The organism is Microbacterium sp., from assembly GCF_044508325.1.
In the GTDB taxonomy this organism is placed as follows: domain Bacteria; phylum Actinomycetota; class Actinomycetes; order Actinomycetales; family Microbacteriaceae; genus Microbacterium.
In genome coordinates, this window is the sequence record NZ_JBIQHX010000002.1 from 235,908 (window position 1) to 255,131 (window position 19,224).

At 71.4% G+C, this 19,224-nt stretch carries 18 protein-coding genes; 9 read left to right on the plus strand and 9 right to left on the minus strand.

Annotation, left to right across the window (positions count from 1 at the left end; translation table 11 throughout):
- Positions 1–164 precede the first annotated feature (164 nt).
- Together ACIWQI_RS02660 and ACIWQI_RS02665 are read right to left on the minus strand one after the other, a co-directional pair.
- The gene (locus tag ACIWQI_RS02660) at positions 165–2,156 is read right to left on the minus strand and encodes a biotin carboxylase N-terminal domain-containing protein (protein WP_396655532.1); all 1,992 of its coding nucleotides are present in this window, start codon (positions 2,154–2,156) and stop codon (positions 165–167) included.
- A 5-nt stretch (positions 2,157–2,161) separates the two neighbouring features.
- A complete protein-coding gene (locus ACIWQI_RS02665) occupies positions 2,162–3,721 on the minus strand; it encodes a carboxyl transferase domain-containing protein (protein WP_396655533.1) in 1,560 nt (519 codons plus the stop codon).
- Positions 3,722–3,853: 132 nt separating this feature from the next.
- Between ACIWQI_RS02665 and ACIWQI_RS02670 the strand changes: the two genes are divergently transcribed.
- From ACIWQI_RS02670 to surE, 3 genes are all read left to right on the plus strand, one after another.
- Entirely contained in the window at positions 3,854–4,237 is a 384-nt protein-coding gene (locus ACIWQI_RS02670) for a glucose-6-phosphate dehydrogenase (protein ID WP_396655534.1), read from the plus strand.
- A gap of 114 nt (positions 4,238–4,351) precedes the next feature.
- Positions 4,352–5,371 carry a 1-phosphofructokinase family hexose kinase gene (locus ACIWQI_RS02675; protein WP_396655535.1) on the plus strand — a complete coding sequence of 340 codons (1,020 nt, stop codon included), beginning with the start codon at positions 4,352–4,354 and terminating at the stop codon, positions 5,369–5,371.
- On the plus strand, positions 5,368–6,126 hold the full coding sequence (surE, locus tag ACIWQI_RS02680; protein WP_396655536.1) for a 5'/3'-nucleotidase SurE: 759 nt from the start codon (positions 5,368–5,370) through the stop codon (positions 6,124–6,126). Before ACIWQI_RS02675 ends, surE begins: the two co-directional genes overlap by 4 nt.
- On the opposite strand, the gene ACIWQI_RS02685 is transcribed toward surE, so the two are convergent.
- The 3 genes from ACIWQI_RS02685 to ACIWQI_RS02695 form a co-directional block, all read right to left on the minus strand.
- The gene (locus ACIWQI_RS02685) at positions 6,111–6,788 is read right to left on the minus strand and encodes a DUF6766 family protein (RefSeq protein WP_396655537.1); all 678 of its coding nucleotides are present in this window, start codon (positions 6,786–6,788) and stop codon (positions 6,111–6,113) included. The genes surE and ACIWQI_RS02685 overlap by 16 nt on opposite strands.
- 128 nt (positions 6,789–6,916) lie before the next feature.
- On the minus strand, positions 6,917–8,815 hold the full coding sequence (locus tag ACIWQI_RS02690) for a heavy metal translocating P-type ATPase (RefSeq protein WP_396655538.1): 1,899 nt from the start codon (positions 8,813–8,815) through the stop codon (positions 6,917–6,919).
- Positions 8,816–8,827: 12 nt separating this feature from the next.
- Positions 8,828–9,670, minus strand: a complete 843-nt coding sequence (locus ACIWQI_RS02695; protein ID WP_396655539.1) for a universal stress protein — start codon at positions 9,668–9,670, stop codon at positions 8,828–8,830.
- A gap of 108 nt (positions 9,671–9,778) precedes the next feature.
- On the opposite strand from ACIWQI_RS02695, the gene ACIWQI_RS02700 reads away from it, so the two are divergent.
- Positions 9,779–10,630 carry a LysR family transcriptional regulator gene (locus ACIWQI_RS02700; RefSeq protein WP_396655540.1) on the plus strand — a complete coding sequence of 284 codons (852 nt, stop codon included), beginning with the start codon at positions 9,779–9,781 and terminating at the stop codon, positions 10,628–10,630.
- On the opposite strand, the gene ACIWQI_RS02705 is transcribed toward ACIWQI_RS02700, so the two are convergent.
- Together ACIWQI_RS02705 and ACIWQI_RS02710 are read right to left on the minus strand one after the other, a co-directional pair.
- Positions 10,609–10,962 carry a VOC family protein gene (locus ACIWQI_RS02705; protein ID WP_396655541.1) on the minus strand — a complete coding sequence of 118 codons (354 nt, stop codon included), beginning with the start codon at positions 10,960–10,962 and terminating at the stop codon, positions 10,609–10,611. The genes ACIWQI_RS02700 and ACIWQI_RS02705 overlap by 22 nt on opposite strands.
- Positions 10,959–11,633 (minus strand): class I SAM-dependent methyltransferase, encoded by a 675-nt coding sequence (locus ACIWQI_RS02710; protein ID WP_396655542.1) that lies wholly within the window; start codon positions 11,631–11,633, stop codon positions 10,959–10,961. Before ACIWQI_RS02710 ends, ACIWQI_RS02705 begins: the two co-directional genes overlap by 4 nt.
- Positions 11,634–11,686: 53 nt before the next feature.
- Here ACIWQI_RS02710 and ACIWQI_RS02715 point away from each other — a divergent pair, with 53 nt between their 5' ends.
- The 3 genes from ACIWQI_RS02715 (at position 11,687) to ACIWQI_RS02725 (ending at position 14,650) form a co-directional block, all read left to right on the plus strand.
- Positions 11,687–12,688, plus strand: coding sequence for an epimerase (locus ACIWQI_RS02715; RefSeq protein ID WP_396655543.1), 1,002 nt, complete (start codon positions 11,687–11,689; stop codon positions 12,686–12,688).
- A complete protein-coding gene (locus ACIWQI_RS02720) occupies positions 12,678–13,355 on the plus strand; it encodes a TetR family transcriptional regulator (protein ID WP_396655545.1) in 678 nt (225 codons plus the stop codon). Before ACIWQI_RS02715 ends, ACIWQI_RS02720 begins: the two co-directional genes overlap by 11 nt.
- Before the next feature lie 200 nt (positions 13,356–13,555).
- Entirely contained in the window at positions 13,556–14,650 is a 1,095-nt protein-coding gene (locus tag ACIWQI_RS02725) for a fatty acid desaturase family protein (protein WP_396655546.1), read from the plus strand.
- 13 nt (positions 14,651–14,663) lie between these two features.
- Here ACIWQI_RS02725 and ACIWQI_RS02730 read toward each other — a convergent pair whose 3' ends face one another.
- Positions 14,664–15,050, minus strand: coding sequence for a DUF4260 family protein (locus tag ACIWQI_RS02730; RefSeq protein WP_396655547.1), 387 nt, complete (start codon positions 15,048–15,050; stop codon positions 14,664–14,666).
- A 109-nt stretch (positions 15,051–15,159) separates the two neighbouring features.
- Complete coding sequence (locus tag ACIWQI_RS02735; RefSeq protein WP_396655548.1) at positions 15,160–17,934, minus strand: ATP-binding protein; 2,775 nt, start codon at positions 17,932–17,934, stop codon at positions 15,160–15,162.
- Positions 17,935–18,098: 164 nt separating this feature from the next.
- Between ACIWQI_RS02735 and ACIWQI_RS02740 the strand changes: the two genes are divergently transcribed.
- Together ACIWQI_RS02740 and ACIWQI_RS02745 are read left to right on the plus strand one after the other, a co-directional pair.
- Complete coding sequence (locus tag ACIWQI_RS02740) at positions 18,099–18,998, plus strand: alpha/beta fold hydrolase (RefSeq protein WP_396655549.1); 900 nt, start codon at positions 18,099–18,101, stop codon at positions 18,996–18,998.
- A 24-nt stretch (positions 18,999–19,022) separates the two neighbouring features.
- Entirely contained in the window at positions 19,023–19,196 is a 174-nt protein-coding gene (locus tag ACIWQI_RS02745; protein ID WP_396655550.1) for a hypothetical protein, read from the plus strand.
- The last annotated feature ends 28 nt before the right edge of the window (positions 19,197–19,224 follow it).

Genomic DNA, 19,224 nt, shown 5'->3' on the forward strand with positions numbered 1-19,224 from the left:
ACCCCCTCCGGTCGTCGAGCGAGGCCGCGCAGCGGCCGAGACGAAACGCCGCTCGGAACCGCGTTTCGACTCGCCTACGGCTCGCTCAACGACCGGGAAGCGACGGCTCGCTCAACGACCGGGGAAGGGAAAGCTCGCTCAACGACCGGGAAGGGAGGGCTCGCTCAACGACCGGGAGCCGGCGGCTCGACCGCCGCGAGGGTCTGACCCCGCGCGACCTGGTCTCCGATCGAGACCCGCAGCGACACGGTGCCGGCGACGGTCGCCCGCACCACATGCTCCATCTTCATCGCCTCGACGACGACCACCGCATCGCCCGGCTCGACCGCAGCGCCGTCCGCGACCGGCACGAGCACGACGGTTCCGGGCATCGGCGAGTCCAGGTGCGGCGCCGCGTCGCCCTGGTCGCCGGTACCGGACTGGACGCGCGCGTACCGCACGGGGAACACAGCACCGTCGTGGGCGATGTCAACTCCGTCTTCGCGCACGAGCACCGGGAACCGCCGGGCCTCCCCGCCCACGGTGACGTCGGCGACGAGCCCGTCGACGGCGATCACCGCACCGGCGACGGGCTCGCCGGCATCCACCCGGACCTCGCCCGCACCGACGGCGACCGTACGCACGGGTCCGCCGTCGACCGTGAGGCGGTGCCGGCTGGGCGCGCGGCCGCCCAGCCGCCACCCCGTCGCCCTCCCCCACACGGTGCCGGGCGCGCGTTCCTCGTCGCGGCGGGTCAGCAGCAGTCCTGCCTCCGCGAAGATGCGGTCCGAGGCATCGGCGAACCGCAGCCCCTCCAGCTCACGCGCGATCAGCCCGGTGTCGAGGTCGCCGGCGACGACCGCCGGCAGCTCGAGCAGCAGCCGCAGGAATTCGACGTTCGTGGTGAAGCCGAAGACCGCCGTCTCGTCGAGCGCGGCGACCAGGCGCCGCCGGGCCTCGTCGCGGTCGGTGCCCGTCGCGATGATCTTCGCGAGCATCGGGTCGTAGTCGATCGACACGTCGAGGCCGTCCTCGAGCGAGGTGTCGACGCGGATGCCATCGCCGGCCGGGTGGTGCACGGCATCCACCCGCCCGCCGGTCGGAAGGAAGCCTGCACGCGGGTCTTCGGCGTACACGCGCGCTTCGATGCTGTGACCGCGCAGCACGATGTCGTCCTGCACGAGGGCGAGCGGCTGGCCCGCCGCGATGCGCAGCTGCTGCTCGACGAGGTCGATGCCGGTGATCTCTTCGGTGACGGGGTGCTCGACCTGCAGCCGCGTGTTCATCTCCATGAAGAAGAACTCGTCGGGCCGGTCGGCGGCCACGATGAACTCGACGGTGCCGGCGCCGCGGTAGGCGACGCTGCGCGCGGTCTCGCACGCCGCCTCCCCGATGCGCGCCCGCGTCTGCTCGTCCAGGAGCGGCGAGGGCGCCTCCTCGATGACCTTCTGGTGCCGACGCTGCAGCGAGCACTCACGCTCGCCCAGATGGATCACGTTCCCGTGCGCATCGGCGAGGATCTGCACCTCGATGTGCCGCGGGTTCTGCACGTACCGCTCGAGGAACAGAGTGTCGTCGCCGAAGCTCGCCGCCGCCTCGCGACGGGCGGCGGATAGCGCCGCGGGAAGATCGGATGCCTCGGCCACCACGTGCATGCCCTTGCCCCCGCCGCCGGCCGATGGCTTGATCAGCAGCGGATACCCGATGCCGGGTGCGGCGGCGATGAGGTCGTCGTCGGTGAGGCCGGCCCGGGCGATGCCGGGGACCGTCGGAACGCCGCGCTCGGCGACGGCGAGCTTGGCGGTGATCTTGTCGCCCATCGTCTCGATGGCGGCGGCGGTCGGACCGAGGAAGACGATGCCGGCCTCCTCGCAGGCACGTGCGAAGGCGGCGTTCTCGGCGAGGAACCCGTAGCCGGGATGGATCGCCTGCGCGCCGGCGGCGCGGGCGGCGGCGAGGACGCGCTCGATGTCGAGGTAGCTCTGCGCGGCGGGGGCGGGGCCGAGCCGCACGGCGGTGTCGGCCAGGCGCACGTGACGGGCGCCGGCATCCGCGTCGCTGTACACCGCGACCGAGCGGATGCCGAGGCGGCGCAGCGTCTGGATGACGCGGCAGGCGATCTCGCCGCGGTTGGCGATGAGGACGGTGTCGAATCCCTCGACGGGTGCAGGAGGCATGCGCATCACATCCGGAAGACGCCGTAGCCGGGCTCGCCGTGCGGCGCCCGCAGCACCACGTCGAGGGCGAGACCGAGCACGTCGCGGGTCTGGGCGGGCTCGATGATGCCGTCGTCCCACAGCCGGGCGGTCGAGTAGTACGGGCTGCCCTGCACCTCGTACTGCTCGCGGATCGGCGCCTCGAAGGCATCCTGCTCCTGGGCCGACCATTCGCCGCCGCGGGCCTCGATCTGGTCGCGGCGCACCGTCGAGAGCACCGACGCGGCCTGCGGGCCGCCCATGACGGACACGCGTGCCCCCGGCCACAGCCACAGGAACCGCGGCGAGTAGGCGCGCCCGCACATCGAGTACGTGCCGGCGCCGAACGAGCCGCCGACCACGACGGTGAGCTTGGGCACCGAGGCGGTCGCGACGGCGTTGACCATCTTGGCGCCGTGCTTGGCGATGCCGCCGGATTCGTACTCCCGGCCGACCATGAAGCCGGCGATGTTCTGCAGGAACACGAGCGGGATGCCGCGCTGGTCGCACAGCTGGATGAAGTGCGCGCCCTTGAGCGCCGACTCGCTGAACAGCACCCCGTTGTTGGCGAGGATGCCCACGCGGTGCCCGTGGATGCGGGCGAAGCCGGTGATCAGGGTGTCGCCGTAGTCGCGCTTGAAGTCGTGGAACGAGCCGCCGTCGACGAGCCGCGCGATGATCTCATGCGCGTCGTACGGCACGTTCAGCTCGACCGGGACGACGTCGGTGAGGGTGGCGGGGTCGGCGACCGGCGCGGAGGCCGGTTCCGGCTCCTCGCGAAAGGTCGCGGGTGCGGGAAGGGTCGCCACGATGTCGCGCACGATCTGCAGGGCGTGCTCGTCGTTCTCGGCGAGGTGGTCGGCGACTCCGGAGACCTGCGTGTGCACGACGCCGCCGCCCAGGTCTTCGGCCGAGACGACCTCGCCGGTCGCGGCTTTGACCAGGGGTGGGCCGCCGAGGAAGATCGTGCCCTGGTTGCGTACGATCACCGTCTCGTCGCTCATGGCCGGGACGTACGCGCCCCCGGCGGTGCTCGAGCCGAGGACGGCGGCGATCTGAGGGATGCCGTCGCGCGACATCCGCGCCTGGTTGTAGAAGATGCGGCCGAAGTGCTCCTTGTCGGGGAAGACCTCGTCCTGCATGGGCAGGAACGCTCCGCCCGAGTCCACGAGATAGATGCACGGCAGCCGGTTCTCGGCGGCGACCTCCTGTGCGCGCAGATGCTTCTTGACGGTGATCGGGTAATACGTGCCGCCCTTCACCGTGGCGTCGTTGGCGACCACCATCACGTGGCGGCCGTGCACGAGGCCGATGCCGGTCACGATGCCCCCCGCCGGGCAGTCGCCGTCGTACATGCCCTCGGCGGCCAGGGGCGAGAGCTCGAGGAACGGGCTGCCGCGGTCGAGCAGGGCGTCGACGCGGTCGCGGGCGAGCATCTTGCCGCGGGCGGTGTGTCGCTCGCGCGAGCGCTCGGGCCCGCCGAGGGCCGCCGCGGCGGTGCGTTCGCGCAGCTCGTCGACGAGCTCGGCGTATGAGGTCGCAGCCATTGGAACGCTCCCGGATCGGTGACCCGTTTAGGTTACTGATCATTAACTGAAATGTCGAGAGTCGCGTGGAGATGCGCCGATGTGCCGGCACCCGCGCGTCTCGGGCCGCGAGGGATCGCCTACCGTGGAGGTATGAGAGTGGTCGCCGCATCCGACTGGCGCGACGGCATCGCGTTCGAGACGCCGTACATCCTCGCCGAGGTGCTTCCGGGCGACCCGGCGCGCTGTGCCGGGTGCGGCCCGGACGCGCAGCCGCTGCCGCGCACCGAGCTGTGGGCGTACAAGCACCGGCATCCGAAGAACCACGACGGGTTCGTGCGCTTCTACTGCGCCGCCCACGTGCCCGCGGCCAAGCGCCCGAGCGCGGCCCCGGCCGCGAAGCCGGTCCGTCACTCTGCGCCGCGCCGCGCCGCGGTGCCGGAGAAGGCGCCGGTGCTGTGCCCGGAGTGCTTCGTCGAGGTCCCCGCCACTGGTGTCTGCGGCATCTGCGGCGCCACGGTCGGCCCGCGGTCCTGAGCGCGCCTCGACACAGCGCTCGCCGTGCGCGCCTGCTGAGGCGGGCCTGGTCCACTCCGCGCCCTCGCGCAAGGGGGTGTACCGCGCCGGAGCCCGCCGCCTAGCGTCATGATCATGGACGAGGTGATGATCTTCGCGCCGGCGCCGACCCTCACCGTCACGGTCGAGGACCACCCGGACGGCAGCGACGTGCACGTGCATGCGGGCGGGCAGGGCGTGTGGCAGGCGCGCATGCTGCGCCGGCTCGGCACGAAGGTCACGATGTGCTCGGTGCTCACCGGCGAGACGGGGCGCATCCTGCTTCACCTGCTGCGGGACGAGGGGCTCGACGTCGTCGCGATCGAGCGGGAGGGCCGCGGATCGGCCTACGTGCACGACCGCCGCGAGGGGCACCGCGTCGCCGTCGTGGAGGAGGAGGGCGACCCGATCGGACGCCACGAGCTCGACGAGCTCTACGGCGCCGCGCTGGATGCGGGTCTCGCCGCACAGCTGGCGATCCTGAGCGGACCCTCCGGCGAGCGTGCGCTGCCCCCCGACACCTACCGGCGCCTCGCGGCCGATCTGCGCGAAGGCGGCGCCCGGGTCGTGGTCGATCTCGCCGGCGATCGGCTCGACGCCGCCCTCGCCGGCGGGCTCGACGTGCTCAAGGTCAGCGACGAGGAGCTGCGCGCCGACGGGCGGGTGGCGGAGGCATCCGTTCCCGCGATCATGAGAGCGATGCGCGAGCTGCACGCGGCCGGCGCGCAGACGGTCATCGTGTCGCGCTCGGCGCGGCCGCTGATCCTCCTCGACGACGAGGGGTTCCTCGAGGTGACGCCGCCCGAGCTTCAGGTGGCCGACACCCGCGGAGCCGGCGATTCGCTGACGGCCGGGGTGGCCGCGGCGATGGCGCGGGGCGAGACGCCGCGGGAGGCGGTGACCCTCGGGGTGGCAGCCGGCGCCCTCAACGTCACGCGGCACGGGCTCGGGACCGGGGATGCCGGCGCGATCGCCCGGCTGCGCGAGGCCGTCGTGGTCCGGCCCCTTTCCGACGCGTTGACCGCCGAGGTCGAGCAGCCGAACACCGGCCGGGTCAGTCCGGACGGTCTCGCGGCGCTCGCCGAGCCGGAGGAGCGCCCCGAGGAGGAGTCATGACCCGTGTGCTCGTCACCAACGACGACGGGATCGCGGCACCCGGGCTGCATGCACTGGCCCGCGCCGCGCTGGAGGCCGGGTTCGAGGTGACCGTCGCCGCGCCCGCGGCGCAGTCCAGCGGCTCGAGCGCTTCGATCATGGCCGAGGAGCAGGACGGCCGCATCGCCGTCGAGCGGCGGCCCCTCGAAGGGCTCGACGGGGTCGCGTCGTTCGCGGTCCACGCCGGCCCCGGGCTCATCGCGCTCATCGCGGCGCACGGCGCGTTCGGCGAGCCCGCCCAGGTGGTGCTCTCCGGCGTGAACCACGGCGCGAACGTGGGCCGCGCGATCCTGCACTCCGGCACGGTGGGTGCGGCCCTCACCGGCGGGCTCAACGGCGCGTGGGGTATCGCGGTGTCACTGGATGTGGGGATGCGCCCCGAGGTGTTCCACTGGGATGCGGCGGCGGCCGCCGCGATCGGGCTGCTCCCGCGCGTCATGGAGCGCCCGGCGGGGACGGTGGTGAACCTGAATGTGCCCAACACCGCGTCCAGCCGCGGCATCCGCGAGGCGACCCTCGCTCCGTTCGGCATCGTGCAGACGACCCTCACCGAGCGCGAGGAGCAGCACATCCGGCTCGCCGTGGAGGACCTGCCGAACACGCCCGAGCCGGGAACCGACGCCTTCTTCCTCGCCGAAGGCTGGACGACCGTCAGCGGCCTCGACCCGGTCTCGCACCTGCCGCTGGGCCTCGCCGACGGTCAGTCGGACTCCTGAGCCGACACCGAGTGCGGCAGTCCCACCGGCTTGGACTCGCTCGAGCCGCGCTGGCGCAGGTAGATCGCGAAGGCGACCATCGCACCCACGGCCAGGAACTCGGACTGCCAGTTCTGCAGCGTCCGGTTCCAGAACTCCGGCGAGGCGACGTACTCGATCCAGCTGAGCTGCGGCATCCCGTGCTGGGCGTTCTGCTCGTTGGCGACGACCATTCCGCCCAGCGACTGGGCGAGCCAGGAGAAGAAGAAGATCGCGCCCATGACGATCAGGAGCGAGTTGGAGTAGACCCAGAGCCGGATGCCGCGGGCCCGCGCCCAGGCCGGCGAATCGTCGCGCGCGTGAGCGCCGACCAGCTGCTCCTCGTCGGTGCCGACGCCCTGGTCGCCGGGGATCTTCGACTCGGGCGACCCGCGCTGGATCAGCCAGATGGTCGCGAGGATGAAGAGGAAGAACTGCAGGAACTCGGACTGCCAGTTCTCGGCGACATCGACCAGGAACTCCGAGGATGTCACGAAGTCGCCCCACCCGATCGGGGCCTGCCCGTGCATCTGGAGCTCTTCGTTGTTGTTCGCCCAGCCGGCGAAGGACTGGCCGACGATGGCGACGACGAAGATCGCGAAGAACCCCAGGCTCAGCGCGTTGTCGTGGATGAGCCGGCGCATGTCAGCGCCCTGCGAGCGGCAGGACGATCATCACCGCCAGCCCGACGACGATGATCGTCGTCCACATCCAGAACACGACCCGCATCCCGATCTGGTCGTCCGTGCGTTCATTGCTCATGGCCCCGACGCTAGGCGGGCGGCTGAACCTCCGGCAGAGGCTTGACGCGGGGCGTGCTTTGGGCAAGGCGCCGCACGGACGAGGGCCCGCGCAGCGCGACCAGGGCGGCGAGGATCGTGGCGAGGTCGACGAGCTCCTGCGTGAGGGCGCCCGCCACGGCGGGGATCGCCCCCGTCATGGCGATCAGCATGAGCCCGATGCTCAGGGCGATGCCGATCCAGATCGCCACGAGCGCGACGCGCCGCGTGAAGCGCGCGATCGCGATGCCGTCGACCAGCGGGCGCAGCGAGTCCTTGAGGATCACGGCGTCGGCCGCTTCGCCGGCCGCGGTGGCGCCGCGGGCGCCCATAGCGACGCCGACGTCGGCCGCCGCGAGCACCGGGGCGTCGTTGACTCCGTCGCCGACCATCATCACCGGCCGCGGCTGCATGTCGCGGGCGATCGCGACCTTCTCGGCCGGCAGCAGTTCGGCGTGCACCTCGTCGATGCCGACCGCCGCGGCGATCGGCTCTGCGGTCGCGGCGACGTCGCCGGTGAGGATCGCGATGCGCTGGGCGCCCTCGGCGCGCAGCAGACGCACGACCTCGGCCGACTCGTCGCGCGGATCGTCGGCGAGCACGATCGTTCCCGCGAAGCGCCCGTCGACGGCGACGTAGGCGGCGGCCTGCCCGGCCGCCAGCGGGGTGCGCGCGACATCGCCGGCGATGGCGGCCACGAAGGCGGGCTTGCCGACCACGACGGTGTGCCCGTCGGCATCCGCCCGCACGCCGCTGGTCGCGATCTCCTCACCGCCGGCGATCGGTGCCAGCACGAGGTCGCGCTCGGCCGCGGCCGCGCGGATGCCGGCGGCCAGCACATGCGTCGAGGACTGCTCCGCCGACGCCGCCAGCCGCAGCAGCTCGTCGGCGTCGAACCCGCCTGCAGGGCGCACCTCGACGACGCTCGGCCGCCCCGCGGTGAGCGTGCCGGTCTTGTCGAAGGCGATCGAGCGCACCCGGGCGAGCTGCTCGATGACCGCGCCGCCCTTGACGATGACGCCCGACTTCGCCGAGCGCGACAGGCCGCCGAGGAACGCGACAGGCGCGGCGATCAGCAGCGGGCACGGCGTGGCCAGCACCAGCACCTCGGCGAAGCGCACCGGATCTCCGGAGGCGATCCATGCGATCGCCGCCAGGGCGAGCGAGACGATGGTGAACGGCACGGCGAAGCGGTCGGCGAGGCGCACGATCGGGGCGCGCGACTCCTGCGCCTGCCGCACGAGGGCGACGATCTGCTGGTACTGGCTGCGGTCGGCGGGCCGCAGGGCGCGGATGCGCACGGCATGCGTGCCGTTCACCGAACCGGACAGCACCTCGTCGCCCGCCAGCAGCGGCACCGGCAGGCTCTCGCCGGTGAGCGAGGACTGGTCGAAGGATGCCGCGGGGGTGAGCAGCTCGCCGTCCACCGGGACGATCTCGGCGGGCCGGACGAGCAGGATGTCGCCGACGGCGACCTCGGTCACGTCGATGTCGGTCGCGTTCTCGCCCTGCGCGCCCGGCTCGGCCAGCACGTGCGCCTGCTGCGGAGTGCGCTCGAGCAGGGCGGTCAGCTCGTGCTTGGCGCGGCGCGACGCGTAGTCTTCGAGCGCCTCGCCGCCCGAGAGCATCAGCACGATGATGAGCGCCGCCAGGTACTCGCCGACCAGCAGGGTCGCCACCATCGCGACGACCGCGAGGATGTCGAGCCCGAAGTGCCCGCGCAGCAGCGACCGGATCATGTCGATCGCGGTCCACAGGATCACTGCGGCGACATATGCCGTCGCCAGAATCTGTCCGGCCGGTTGCAGTCCGGCCAGATCGAGCGCGATGACCACGACGCCCACGACCAGCGTGGCGACGATGATCGGGTAGCGGCGCGTCAGGCGGAGCACGACGTCAGTGTCTCATCGCACGACAGCGGTCACGGTGGCCAGCCGCTGCAGCACCTCGTGGCTGATCGAGCCGAGGAGGAACCGGCGCACCGCGCCCCGCCCGCGCGACCCGACGACGGCCAGACGGGCCTCCGAGGCCAGATGGTTGATGATCGTCGACGGGTACCCCTCGGCGACGCGCTCATCGATCTCGAGGTTCGGGTACTGCTCGCGCACGCTCTCCAGCGCGACGGCGAGCGTCTCGCGCGAGAGCTCGTTCATGCTCGCGCGGTACTGCTCGGGGAAGACCATGGGCGAGTGGCGCGGTGAGGCGACAGGGGTCCAGACGCACACCGCGATCAGCGGCTCACCCAGGCGATCGGCCTCCGCCGCGGCGAACGCGATCGCCGCGTCCGAGACCGGCGATCCATCGACGCCCACGACCACGCTGTGGCGGTCGCCGAGATCCATGTCGGGCACGACCGCGACCGGGCACGACGACGCGGCGACGATGCGGATGCCGTGGCTTCCGCGCGCGGGACCCGACCCCTCGCCGCGGTAGTCGCTGCCGAGCACGAGCAGCGCGGCATCCTTGGATGCGCCGATCAGCGCGGCCACGGGGTCGCCGACGGCCACCCGGGTGGAGATCGAGACACCGGAGCCGGCGTGGCGGGCGGCCTCGGCATCCAGGAGCTCCTGGGTCGCCGCCATCGCGGACTCGATGATCGGCCCCTCACCGACGGCGCCGATGGCTCCGCCGACGACGCCGAGCAGCTGCACCGACTGACCTGTCACGACGGCGCGGGCCACCGCCCAGTCGGCGGCACGACTGGTCGCCGATCCACCCGTCACTCCGACCACGATGGTGCTGCTCACGTCGCTTCCTCTCCGACGGCCGATGCGGATCCCCAGGCATGAGTCCTGTCTCGAGCCTACCCACCGCGCCCCGCCGGAAGCACTCGTGCGACCAGTAGCCTGGCGCTCATGGGCTGGCGTTTCGACCCGCGGCTGCTCGCGACCCTCGAGGCCGTCGTGAGGCTCGGATCGCCGGAGGCGGCAGCGGCCGAGCTGGGCGTGGCGCCGACCGACATCGCGCAGGACCTCGGCGAGCTGGAACGCCGCGCGGGCACCCGCGTCGTGACCCGCGAGCCGGTGCGCGCCACCCAGGCGGGACGCGCCCTGCTGGATGCCGAAGCGGCGGTCACCGCCGCGATGAGCCGAGCGGGCGCCGAACTCGCCGCACTCTCGGAGGGGACCGGCGGCGCATTGCGCGTGGGCGCGTTCGCCGCCGCGGCGGCATCGATCGTGCCGCGATCGCTCGGCCACGTGCACGCCGTCCATCCGGACGTCGAGCTGGTGCTGCGGGTGCTCCCGCCCGCGCAGTGCCACGCGGGGCTGCTGCGCGGGGAGCTCGACCTCGCGGTCACCTTCGGGGCGGGTGACCGTCACGACACGGTGCCGGCCGGCATCCTGCGTCTGCATCTGACCGCCGACCCTGTGATGGCCGCGCTGCCCGCCGCGCACCCGCTGGCGCGGGAAGAGGCGGTCGATGGCGGCGAGCTGCGCGACCGGGTCGAGGCGCCCGACGGCGACGACGCCGCGGCGCTGTCTCTCGTCCGCTCCGGACTCGGCGTCGCGCTGCTGCGCCGCATCGCCCTGCTCGATCCGCCGCCCGGCGTCGTCGTCCGGCCGCTGCGTGACCCCGAGCCGCCCCGGCACCTCTACACGTGCCGGCTGCTCACCACGACGACGCTCGCAGCCGTGCGCACCCTCACCGACCGTCTCGCCGACGCGGTGGCCGAACTCGAGCCGCCTCAGCGGGCCAGCGGCGAGTAGAACACGAGCCCGTTGCCCTGGCTGTCATAGCCGACGGCGCGACGCTCGTGCGCGTCGTTGTAGGCCGCGCGCGCGATCGCGCCGCCGCTCGCGTCGACCGCGGCGGCATCGGCATCCACGTCTGCGGTCTTGATCCCGACGACGACCTGCCCGGGGATGGGGTGGTCGAGCGGGGTCGCCAGCGCGAGCGTGATGGTGCCGCCGTCCAGGGCGGCGAAGTGGTCGCCGTCACGGAACTTCAGCGGGAAGCCGAGAGTCTCGGTGTAGAACCGGATCGACTCGTCGAGGTCGTCGGTGGACAGCACGATCATCTTCACTTCGCGGGTGCTCATCGCTCTTCCTCCCGGGTGGTGTCCGGCCTGCGGGCCGTCGAGCGGCGCACCAGCACCACGCTGTCGTCGACCTGCGCCGGTGCCCCGTCGGGCCCCATGGTCTCGCGCTCGCGGCGCTCGCAGGCGAGGACCTCCCAGTCATCGAGGTCGAGGTCGAGCGCTGCGAGGTCGGACTCCGGCGTCGGAAACGTGTAGCCGTGGTTCAGGTGCTGCTCCGCCCAGGGCGGCGGAGCGGCGTGCGCCGTGATCAGCAGCGCGCCGCCGTGGTCGACGAAACCCGCCGCGCGGCGCAGGATCGCTTCGCGCGGGATCTCGATCGGCCAGGAGTGCAGGTATGAGCAGGTCACAAGGTCGAAGCGCTCGTCGGTGTCCCAGGCCGCGAGGTCGGCAGCCACCAGGTGCAGGCGGTCCCCGTCGATCCCCCGCGCTGCGGCCGCCGCCCGGGCGCGATCGATCGCCGTCGGCGACAGGTCCACCGCCGTGACATCCCAGCCCTGCGTCGCGAGCCACACGGCATCGCCGCCCTCGCCGCAGCCGAGGTCGAGCGCGCGTGCCGGTTCGAGCGTGGACGCGACGTCGGCGAGCACGCCGTTGACCCGTCCCGACCACACCCGGTCGGAGTCGGCGTAGCGTGCCTCCCAGAATTCGGCGGCGGAGGTTTCGTCGTCCATGGTGCCGAGAGTAACAGAACTGAACATGTTCAGAACTGCGCTACGGTCGACTCATGGACAGCGATCGGTGGCCGGTGGCGGTGATCGGCGGCGCCGGCGGGTTCGTCGGATCGACCGTCGCCGAGACCCTGACGGCCGAGGGCTGGAGTGTGCGCCGGATCGGTCGCACCGGCGCCGTCCGGTGGGGTGACACTGCCGCCATCGCGCAGGCGGTGGACGGCGCAGACCTCATCGTCAACTTCGCCGGCAGGTCGGTGAACTGCCGCTACACCGACAGCAACCGCCGCGAGATCCTCGCCTCACGGGTGACGACGACACGCGCGCTGCGCGAGGCCGTCGCCCGCGCCGCGCGACCGCCCCGGGTCTGGCTGAACGCCTCCACGGCGACCATCTATCAGCACTCCATGGACCAGCCGAACACGGAGTCGGGCGGGCGGATCGGATCCGGCTTCTCGGTGGACGTCGCGACATCCTGGGAGCGCGAGCTGTTCGCCGGTGACCTTCCGGGCACCCGGCGCGTGGCCCTGCGGATGGCGATCGTGATCGGCGACGGTCCCGCCACCCGCACCCTGCTGCGGCTGGCGCGCAGCGGGCTGGGCGGCACCCAGTTCGACGGCTGGGGCCCGCCGCACCGCCGCTACCGCGGGATCGGCGAGCAGCCGACCGGGCCCGAACGCGCGCCCTGGCATCGCACGGGTGGCCGGCAGCGGTTCAGCTGGGTGCACATCGACGACGTCGTCGCGGCGATCCGGTTCCTCCGCGACGACGACCGGCTCTCGGGCCCGGTCAACATTGCGTCGCCTGAGGCATCCGACAATCGCACGCTCATGCGGGCCTTGCGCCAGGCGGTCGGGGCGCGGGTGGGACTGCCTGCGCAGCGGTGGATGCTCGAGCTCGGCATGTGGGCGCTGCGCACCGAGCCCGAGCTGGTGCTCAAGAGCCGATGGGTCGTGCCCGAGAAGCTCACCGAGGCGGGGTTCAGGTTCACGCACACGGATCTGCGAACCGTGCTGGCCGATGTCGCCGCAGTGAGGAGGACGAGTCATGCGCACTGACGAGCCCACCGCGAAGGGAGATCGCACGCGGCAGCGCATCCGCGCCGCCGCGTTGCGATCGTTCCGCGAGAACGGGTACGACGCGACGACGATCCGCAAGGTCGCGGCAGAGGTCGGCGTGTCGGTCGGGGTCACGAACTATCACTTCCCATCCAAGAACCACCTTGTGCAGGAGCTGTACCTCGACGTGCAGGAAGCGCATCGCGCAGCAGCCGCGCCGCTGCTCGCAGCCGAGAGGGGACTGGTCGACCGGCTGAGGGTCGTGTTCACCACCGGGCTCGACCAGCTCGAGCCGTATCACCCGCACGCGGGCGAGTTCCTCTCGGCGGCGGTCTCACCGCGCTCCCCCGTCAACCCGCTCGCTCCCGAATCGGCCGACTCCCTCGCGATCGTGCAGGGGCTGTTCGGCCAGGCGCTGGACGGCGCGTCGGCGAGCGCGGTCTCCGACGACATCCGAGCACTGCTCCCCCGCGCCCTCGTCCTCGCGCACCTGCTGCTCGCGCTGTTCTGGGTGTACGACACGTCCGAAGGCAGGCGCCGCACGCGCCGGCTGGTCGACCGAGGGCTGAAGGTCCTCGCAACGGCCCTGCCCCTGACCCGCGTTCCCGGCATCCGCCGCGGTGTCAAGGACCTGCTCGCACTGGCGACCGAAGTGCGTCCGCGGTGACCGGGTAGGTGCCTGGAGGGACTCGAAGCGCGAAGGACACCGTCTCTCCCGCGCCACCGGTCGCCGCGCTGACGAGGCCTGGGAACTCGCCCCGAACCAGGGCCGCGACCGGTGGGCCGAGGGTACACTGAGCCCACGGATGTCCCGCCCCCCGACATCCCAGGTCTGCGATCTTCGCGACCGGATCGGGGGACCGAGACATGACCGACCGACTGGCGGCGAGGCCGCGGCAGACCGCGCGGCGCGACCGCGGGACCAAGGATTACACCGAGCTGTCGCGCATCATCACGGCGAGCGGCCTGATGCGGCGCCGGTACGGCTACTACTGGTCGAAGCTGGTGGGAGCCGCGGTCGTGCTCGGCGGGGCAATCACCGTCTTCGTGATCATCGGCGACAGCTGGTGGCAGATCTTCATGGGGGCGGCGCTGGCGATCGTCTTCGCCCAGATCGCGATGCTCGGCCACGACGCGGCCCATCGCCAGATCTTCGCGTCAGGACGGTGGAACGACTGGACCTCTCTCGTGCTCGGCAACCTGCTGGTGGGAATGAGTTACGGGTGGTGGCAGCACAAGCACACCCGGCACCACGCGAATCCGAACAAGATCGGGGCCGACCCCGACATCGAGCTGCCGGTCATCGCGTTCACCGCGGAACAGGTCGACGAGCGTGCGCGACACCGCAGTGGCGCGGTCGCGTGGCTGATGGCCCATCAGGGCATCCTCTTCTTCCCGATCCTGCTGCTGGAGGGGCTCTCGCTGCACGCGTCCAGCGTGCGCCGCGTGGTCTCGCCCGCACCCCTTCGTCACCGCACAGTTGAGATCGCCTTCCTTGCGATCCGCATCGGCGGGTACCTGGCGCTTGTGTTCCTGGTGCTCTCGCCAGGCATCGCCGCGGTGTTCCTGGCGGTGCAGCTCGGCCTGTTCGGCCTGTATCTGGGCATGACCTTCGCCCCGAATCACAAGGGGATGCCGCTGGTCCCCGCCGATGCGAAGCTCGACTTCCTGCGGCGACAGGTGCTGATGAGCCGGAACGTCCGCGGAAGCCGCCTGCTCGATGTCGCCATGGGCGGGCTGAACTACCAGATCGAGCATCACCTGTTCCCCTCGATGCCGCGCCCGCACCTGCGTCAGGCGTCCCGCACGATCCGGGCGTACTGCGAGCGGCTCGGGGTCCGCTACACCGAGACGTCGCTGTGGGCCTCGTACGGCATCGTCTCCCGCTACATCAACCGCGTCGGCCTCGGCGAGCGCGACCCGTTCGAGTGCCCGCTGCTGCAGCAGCGACAGACAGTCTGATCGCCCCTCCGGCTCACTCCACCGCTGTCCGGGCGCGCCGCCTCATTCGCCCCAGATGCGTGTGGGCGAAGCTCTCCAGCTTGAGTCCGTACCCGAGTGCGCGGTCGACCGCGACGTGGAAGGCCCAGCACGCTGCGAGCAGGGCGATCCAGACGACCGGATGTCCGGCGATGAGCAGGACGAGGTAGATCGACACGGCGATCGCCGGCCCCGTGTAGTTGTGGACCGCGTTGTAGACCACGGCACCGAGGCCGGGACCGCGCAGATAACCGGCGGCAGAGAGGTCGAAGAACAGGAACGCCACCAGCAGCAGCCACCACGGCTGCGCGAACGCGATCATCGCGAGAACGATCGCTGCGGCGATCGCAGCGTTCTCGATTCGCTGGATCACTGTGGTCATCTCAGGGCCCATCTCCTGGCCTCTCCTTCTTCCGATCGATCACGGATGCGTACGCGTCCAGGAGAACACCTGTTCCTGGAACATGGTCAAGAGGGAATCGGCGGCGGGGTCAGGGAAGGGGAAGTTCCCGGAGCTGCCGGCGGGAGTTGATGCCGAGCTTGCGGAAGATGCTGCGCAGGTGGGCTTCGATCGTGCGCGGGCTGAGGTAGAGCCGCGCGCCGACCTCGCGCGAAGTCGCCCCGGTGGCGACCAATCGTGCGATGTGCAGTTCATGGGACGTGAGCTGATCGGTCGGCTGGGCGGTGCGCTTGCGCGGGTGCTCACCGGTGGCGCCGAGTTCGCGTGCGGCGCGCGCGGCGAACGCCGCGGCGCCCATGTCGGTCAGCATTCCATACGCGGTGCGCAGCTGGTCCCGGGCCTGCTGCCGCCTCCCCTCGCGGCGCAGCCACTCGCCGTAGACGAGGTGAGCACGGGCTGTCTCACCGGCGATGCGCGTCTTCTCGAGTCGCGCGATCGCCTCCAGATAGTGGTCTTCGGCCGCCGGCCCTGCGATCGTCAGCGCTCGCGAGCGTGCTTCAAGACCGAGCGCCCACGCGGTGCCGCTGGCACGCGCACGTGTGCTCAGACGTTCGAGCGCGAGCGCCGCCGTCTCGGAGTCGCCGGCGCGGACGGATGCCTCGATGAGCTCGGGCAGCGCAACGGCACTCAGCGACAGCTCGATCGAGTCGCACGCCCGCTGCGCGGGCTGCTGCGCCGCGGAGTACTCCCCTCGTCCGTTGAGCAGCACCGCGAGTGCATACTGACCCAGCGCGGCCTCCGTGCTCTTCTCGGGGTAGTGGTCGTCCCGCCGCGTGGAGTCGTTGAGCTCGGTCACGGCGGCTCTGTCGCCCTGCCACGCCGCGAGGATCACGCGGGCATGACGAATCGGAGCGTTGCCGGTCGAGTCGGTGATCGCCGTCGCCTCTGCCGTCAGTTCACGTGCGCGGGAGAGCTCACCGCTGATGATCAGAACGTTCGCGCGAAGGCTGAGCGCCAGGGGAAGCAGCGCCAGCGAGCCATCGGCCCGGGACAGGTCGATGTTGCAGGCGGTGAGAGCATGCGCGAGGTCGTCCTCGAAGATGCCCACCGCCATGCGCCCCGCCAGCCAGAGCCACGGCTGGTTCTCGTTGGCGTACGGCCCGCCCCCGGCGGCGGCGTCACGCAGCGCCGCCAAGGCCGCACGAAGCAGCGGAACGCCTTCCTCGTCGCCTCGGACGAGGATCGCGGCGATCCCGTCCACGAGCTGATCCACCTCTCGCAGACCCTTCGCCGGAGCCGGAGCCGCCAGCACCGCCTCGGCGATCCGCGCCGCATCGGTGGCGTCCCCGCTGACGAGCACTGCATCCAGCGCGTGGAAGTAGATCTCATGAGCGAGCGCGAAGTCGAGGGTCTCGAGCGCCGTGGCCGCTTCGAGGAGCATCCGGGGCACCCCTTCACCGCGTGTCAGGTGGAAGGCGATCTGCGCGTGCAGGAGCGCCGCACGCGCGCGCTGCATCGGATCGAGCGCCCCGGATTCCGCGATTCCGAGCAGTTCCAGGGCGACCTTCGACGCACCGGCCTCGTGCTTCGCGTGAGCGGCTTCCAGCGCCCGCCGTGTCCGGTCGGCGGGTTCGGGAGTCAGCTCCGTCGATCGCTGCAGGAACGCGCCCGCCGCGGCGAACCCGCCGCGGGCTCGCGTCCTCTCGGCCGACCGCTCCAGCTCTGCAGCGATCTCCTCGTCGAAACCCAGCACGGAATGCGCACGGTGCCACGTCCTTCGATCCTGGTCGCGCATCGGGTCGATGACGGTTGCCAATGCGCCGTGCGCCCGGCGGCGTTCCGACATCGGCGCCGCCTGGTACACCGCGGACCGCGCGAGCGGATGGCGAAACCGCACCCGACTGTCGACATCGACAAGACCCGCCGCTTCGGCCGGCGCGATGGCGTCACGAGCGATTCCGAGCTGTGCGGCCGCCCGCCAGAAGGTCGCGACATCGCCCGTCGGCTCGGCGGCCGCGACCAACAGCAGCTGCTGCGACTCCGTCGGCAGGGTGCCGGAGCGGCGTCGAAAGCTGTCCTCCACCCGGAACGGCACGTCGCCCGCCTCGGGCAGCCCGAATCCGCCGGCACGATGTTCCGGCTGCCAGCTCAGCGGCAGCTCCAGCAGGGCGAGGGGATTGCCGCGAGCCTCCGCGACGATGCGATCGCGCACCTGGTCATCCAGGGGTGTGTGCAGCGCGGAGGTGAGCAGGGTTCGAGCATCGCTCTCGCCGAGTCCGGCCAGTCGCAGCTCCGGCAGACCGGCGAACGCGCGCGTTCCGCCACCCGTCTGGTCGCGCATGGCGAGCACCAGCGCGATCCGCTCGGCGACGAGGCGCCGGGCGACGAACGCCATCACCTGCGCGGACGCCTCGTCCAGCCAGTGCGCATCCTCGATGAGGCAGAGCAATGGGGCCTCCTCTGCCGCTTCGGCGAGCAGATTGAGGGTGGCAAGGCCCACGAGGAAACGGTCGGGGGCGGAGCCGTCGCGTTGGCCGAACGCCACATCGAGGGCTGCTCGCTGTGGGTCAGGAAGGCCCTCTGCGCGCTCCAGCAGTGGTTGGCACAGCTGGTGCAGGCCAGCGAACGCGAAGTGCATCTCGGCTTCCATGCCGGTCGCGGATTCGATCCGATACCCCTGAGCGGATGCTTCCTCCCGTGCGAAGCCGAGCAGCGCCGTTTTGCCGATCCCGGCTTCACCCCGCACCACGAACGCCCCGCTTCGCCCTGCCCTCGCCCGGGAGAGGAGCGTTCCCACTGCGTCGCGCTCGGTGCGCCGGCCCAACAGATCCGCCAGTGTCGCCTCCTCGTCGGAGCGCGTCGGCACTCGTTACTAGGCAATTCTGACCGATGCGAACCGCCGGTGCCAGGTGTACTCGGCCGTCGTGCGCAGACGGGCAGTGGTGTGTTCTACCGACGCGGTGCGGGCGACGCGTGCCTGAGCCTGAAGGGGCGGCACAAGCCGCGGCATCCCAGGAAGGGGACGAGAACATGGGATTCATCACGGTCGGCACCGAGAACAGCACCCCCGTCGAGCTCTACTACGAGGATCAGGGCGCAGGTCAGCCCGTCGTCCTCATCCACGGCTATCCGTTGAACGGTCACAGCTGGGAGCGTCAGACGAGCGAGTTGCTCGCGGACGGATACCGGGTCATCACCTATGACCGCCGAGGCTTCGGTCGGTCGTCGAAGACAGGGGCCGGGTACCGGTACGACACGTTCGCCGCCGACCTGGAAGCCGTGCTGGAAGCGCTCGATCTGCGCGATGTCATCCTCGTGGGGTTCTCCATGGGAACCGGCGAGCTCGCCCGCTACGTCGCGCGGTACGGCCACGAGCGGATCGCGAAGCTCGCCTTCCTCGCCTCGTTGGAGCCGTTCCTCGTCGCCCGCGACGACAACCCGGAAGGACTGCCGCAGGAGGTGTTCGACCGAATCGAAGCCACCGCGATGCAAGACCGCTACGCCTGGTACACGCAGTTCTTCTCCGACTTCTTCAACCTGGACGAGACCCTCGACATCCGCATCAGCCCCGAGGTCGTGACGGCGAGCTGGAACGTCGCCGTCTCGAGCGCTCCCGTCGCCGCCCACGCGGTGGTCTCCTCGTGGATCGAGGACTTCCGCAGCGACGTCGAGGCGGTGCGGTCAAGCGGAAAGCCGACCCTGATCCTGCACGGCACAGCCGACAGGATCCTCCCCATCGACGCGACCGCCCGCCGCTTCCGCCGCGCGCTGCCCGAGGCGCACTACATCGAGATCGAGGGTGCGCCGCACGGCCTGCTCTGGACGCACGCCGATGAGGTCACTGCCGCGCTGCGGTCATTCCTCGATGCGACGGGCGCTGAGCTTCCCGCGATCCCCGACGAGGTCGAGGTCGCCGGCGTCGCCGGATGACCGGGCTCACCGAAGGAGACGACCATGAACGAGCAGACAGCCGTCCCGGGCACACCGACGGTCATCGACCGCGAGCTCTCGCCGAACGGTCCCACAGCAACGCCGGACGGCCGGCGCTCGGAACAGGTGGGTGCTGTGAGTCTTGCCGCCGCGATCGGGGGCATGCTGCTGGGTGTGAACGGGCCGCGACTGCGGTGACCGCGCGTCATCCAGAACCCTTGCGTGA

Bases quoted from the DNA above. Each gene is read 5' to 3' on its own strand.
- ACIWQI_RS02660 (WP_396655532.1), bottom strand. From the start codon at position 2,156: ATGCCTCCTGCACCCGTCGAGGGATTCGACACCGTCCTCATCGCCAAC.
- ACIWQI_RS02665 (WP_396655533.1), bottom strand. From the start codon at position 3,721: ATGGCTGCGACCTCATACGCCGAGCTCGTCGACGAGCTGCGCGAACGC.
- ACIWQI_RS02670 (WP_396655534.1), top strand. From the start codon at position 3,854: ATGAGAGTGGTCGCCGCATCCGACTGGCGCGACGGCATCGCGTTCGAG.
- ACIWQI_RS02675 (WP_396655535.1), top strand. From the start codon at position 4,352: ATGGACGAGGTGATGATCTTCGCGCCGGCGCCGACCCTCACCGTCACG.
- surE (WP_396655536.1), top strand. From the start codon at position 5,368: ATGACCCGTGTGCTCGTCACCAACGACGACGGGATCGCGGCACCCGGG.
- ACIWQI_RS02685 (WP_396655537.1), bottom strand. From the start codon at position 6,788: ATGCGCCGGCTCATCCACGACAACGCGCTGAGCCTGGGGTTCTTCGCG.
- ACIWQI_RS02700 (WP_396655540.1), top strand. From the start codon at position 9,779: ATGGGCTGGCGTTTCGACCCGCGGCTGCTCGCGACCCTCGAGGCCGTC.
- ACIWQI_RS02705 (WP_396655541.1), bottom strand. From the start codon at position 10,962: ATGAGCACCCGCGAAGTGAAGATGATCGTGCTGTCCACCGACGACCTC.
- ACIWQI_RS02710 (WP_396655542.1), bottom strand. From the start codon at position 11,633: ATGGACGACGAAACCTCCGCCGCCGAATTCTGGGAGGCACGCTACGCC.
- ACIWQI_RS02715 (WP_396655543.1), top strand. From the start codon at position 11,687: ATGGACAGCGATCGGTGGCCGGTGGCGGTGATCGGCGGCGCCGGCGGG.
- ACIWQI_RS02720 (WP_396655545.1), top strand. From the start codon at position 12,678: ATGCGCACTGACGAGCCCACCGCGAAGGGAGATCGCACGCGGCAGCGC.
- ACIWQI_RS02725 (WP_396655546.1), top strand. From the start codon at position 13,556: ATGACCGACCGACTGGCGGCGAGGCCGCGGCAGACCGCGCGGCGCGAC.
- ACIWQI_RS02730 (WP_396655547.1), bottom strand. From the start codon at position 15,050: ATGACCACAGTGATCCAGCGAATCGAGAACGCTGCGATCGCCGCAGCG.
- ACIWQI_RS02740 (WP_396655549.1), top strand. From the start codon at position 18,099: ATGGGATTCATCACGGTCGGCACCGAGAACAGCACCCCCGTCGAGCTC.
- ACIWQI_RS02745 (WP_396655550.1), top strand. From the start codon at position 19,023: ATGAACGAGCAGACAGCCGTCCCGGGCACACCGACGGTCATCGACCGC.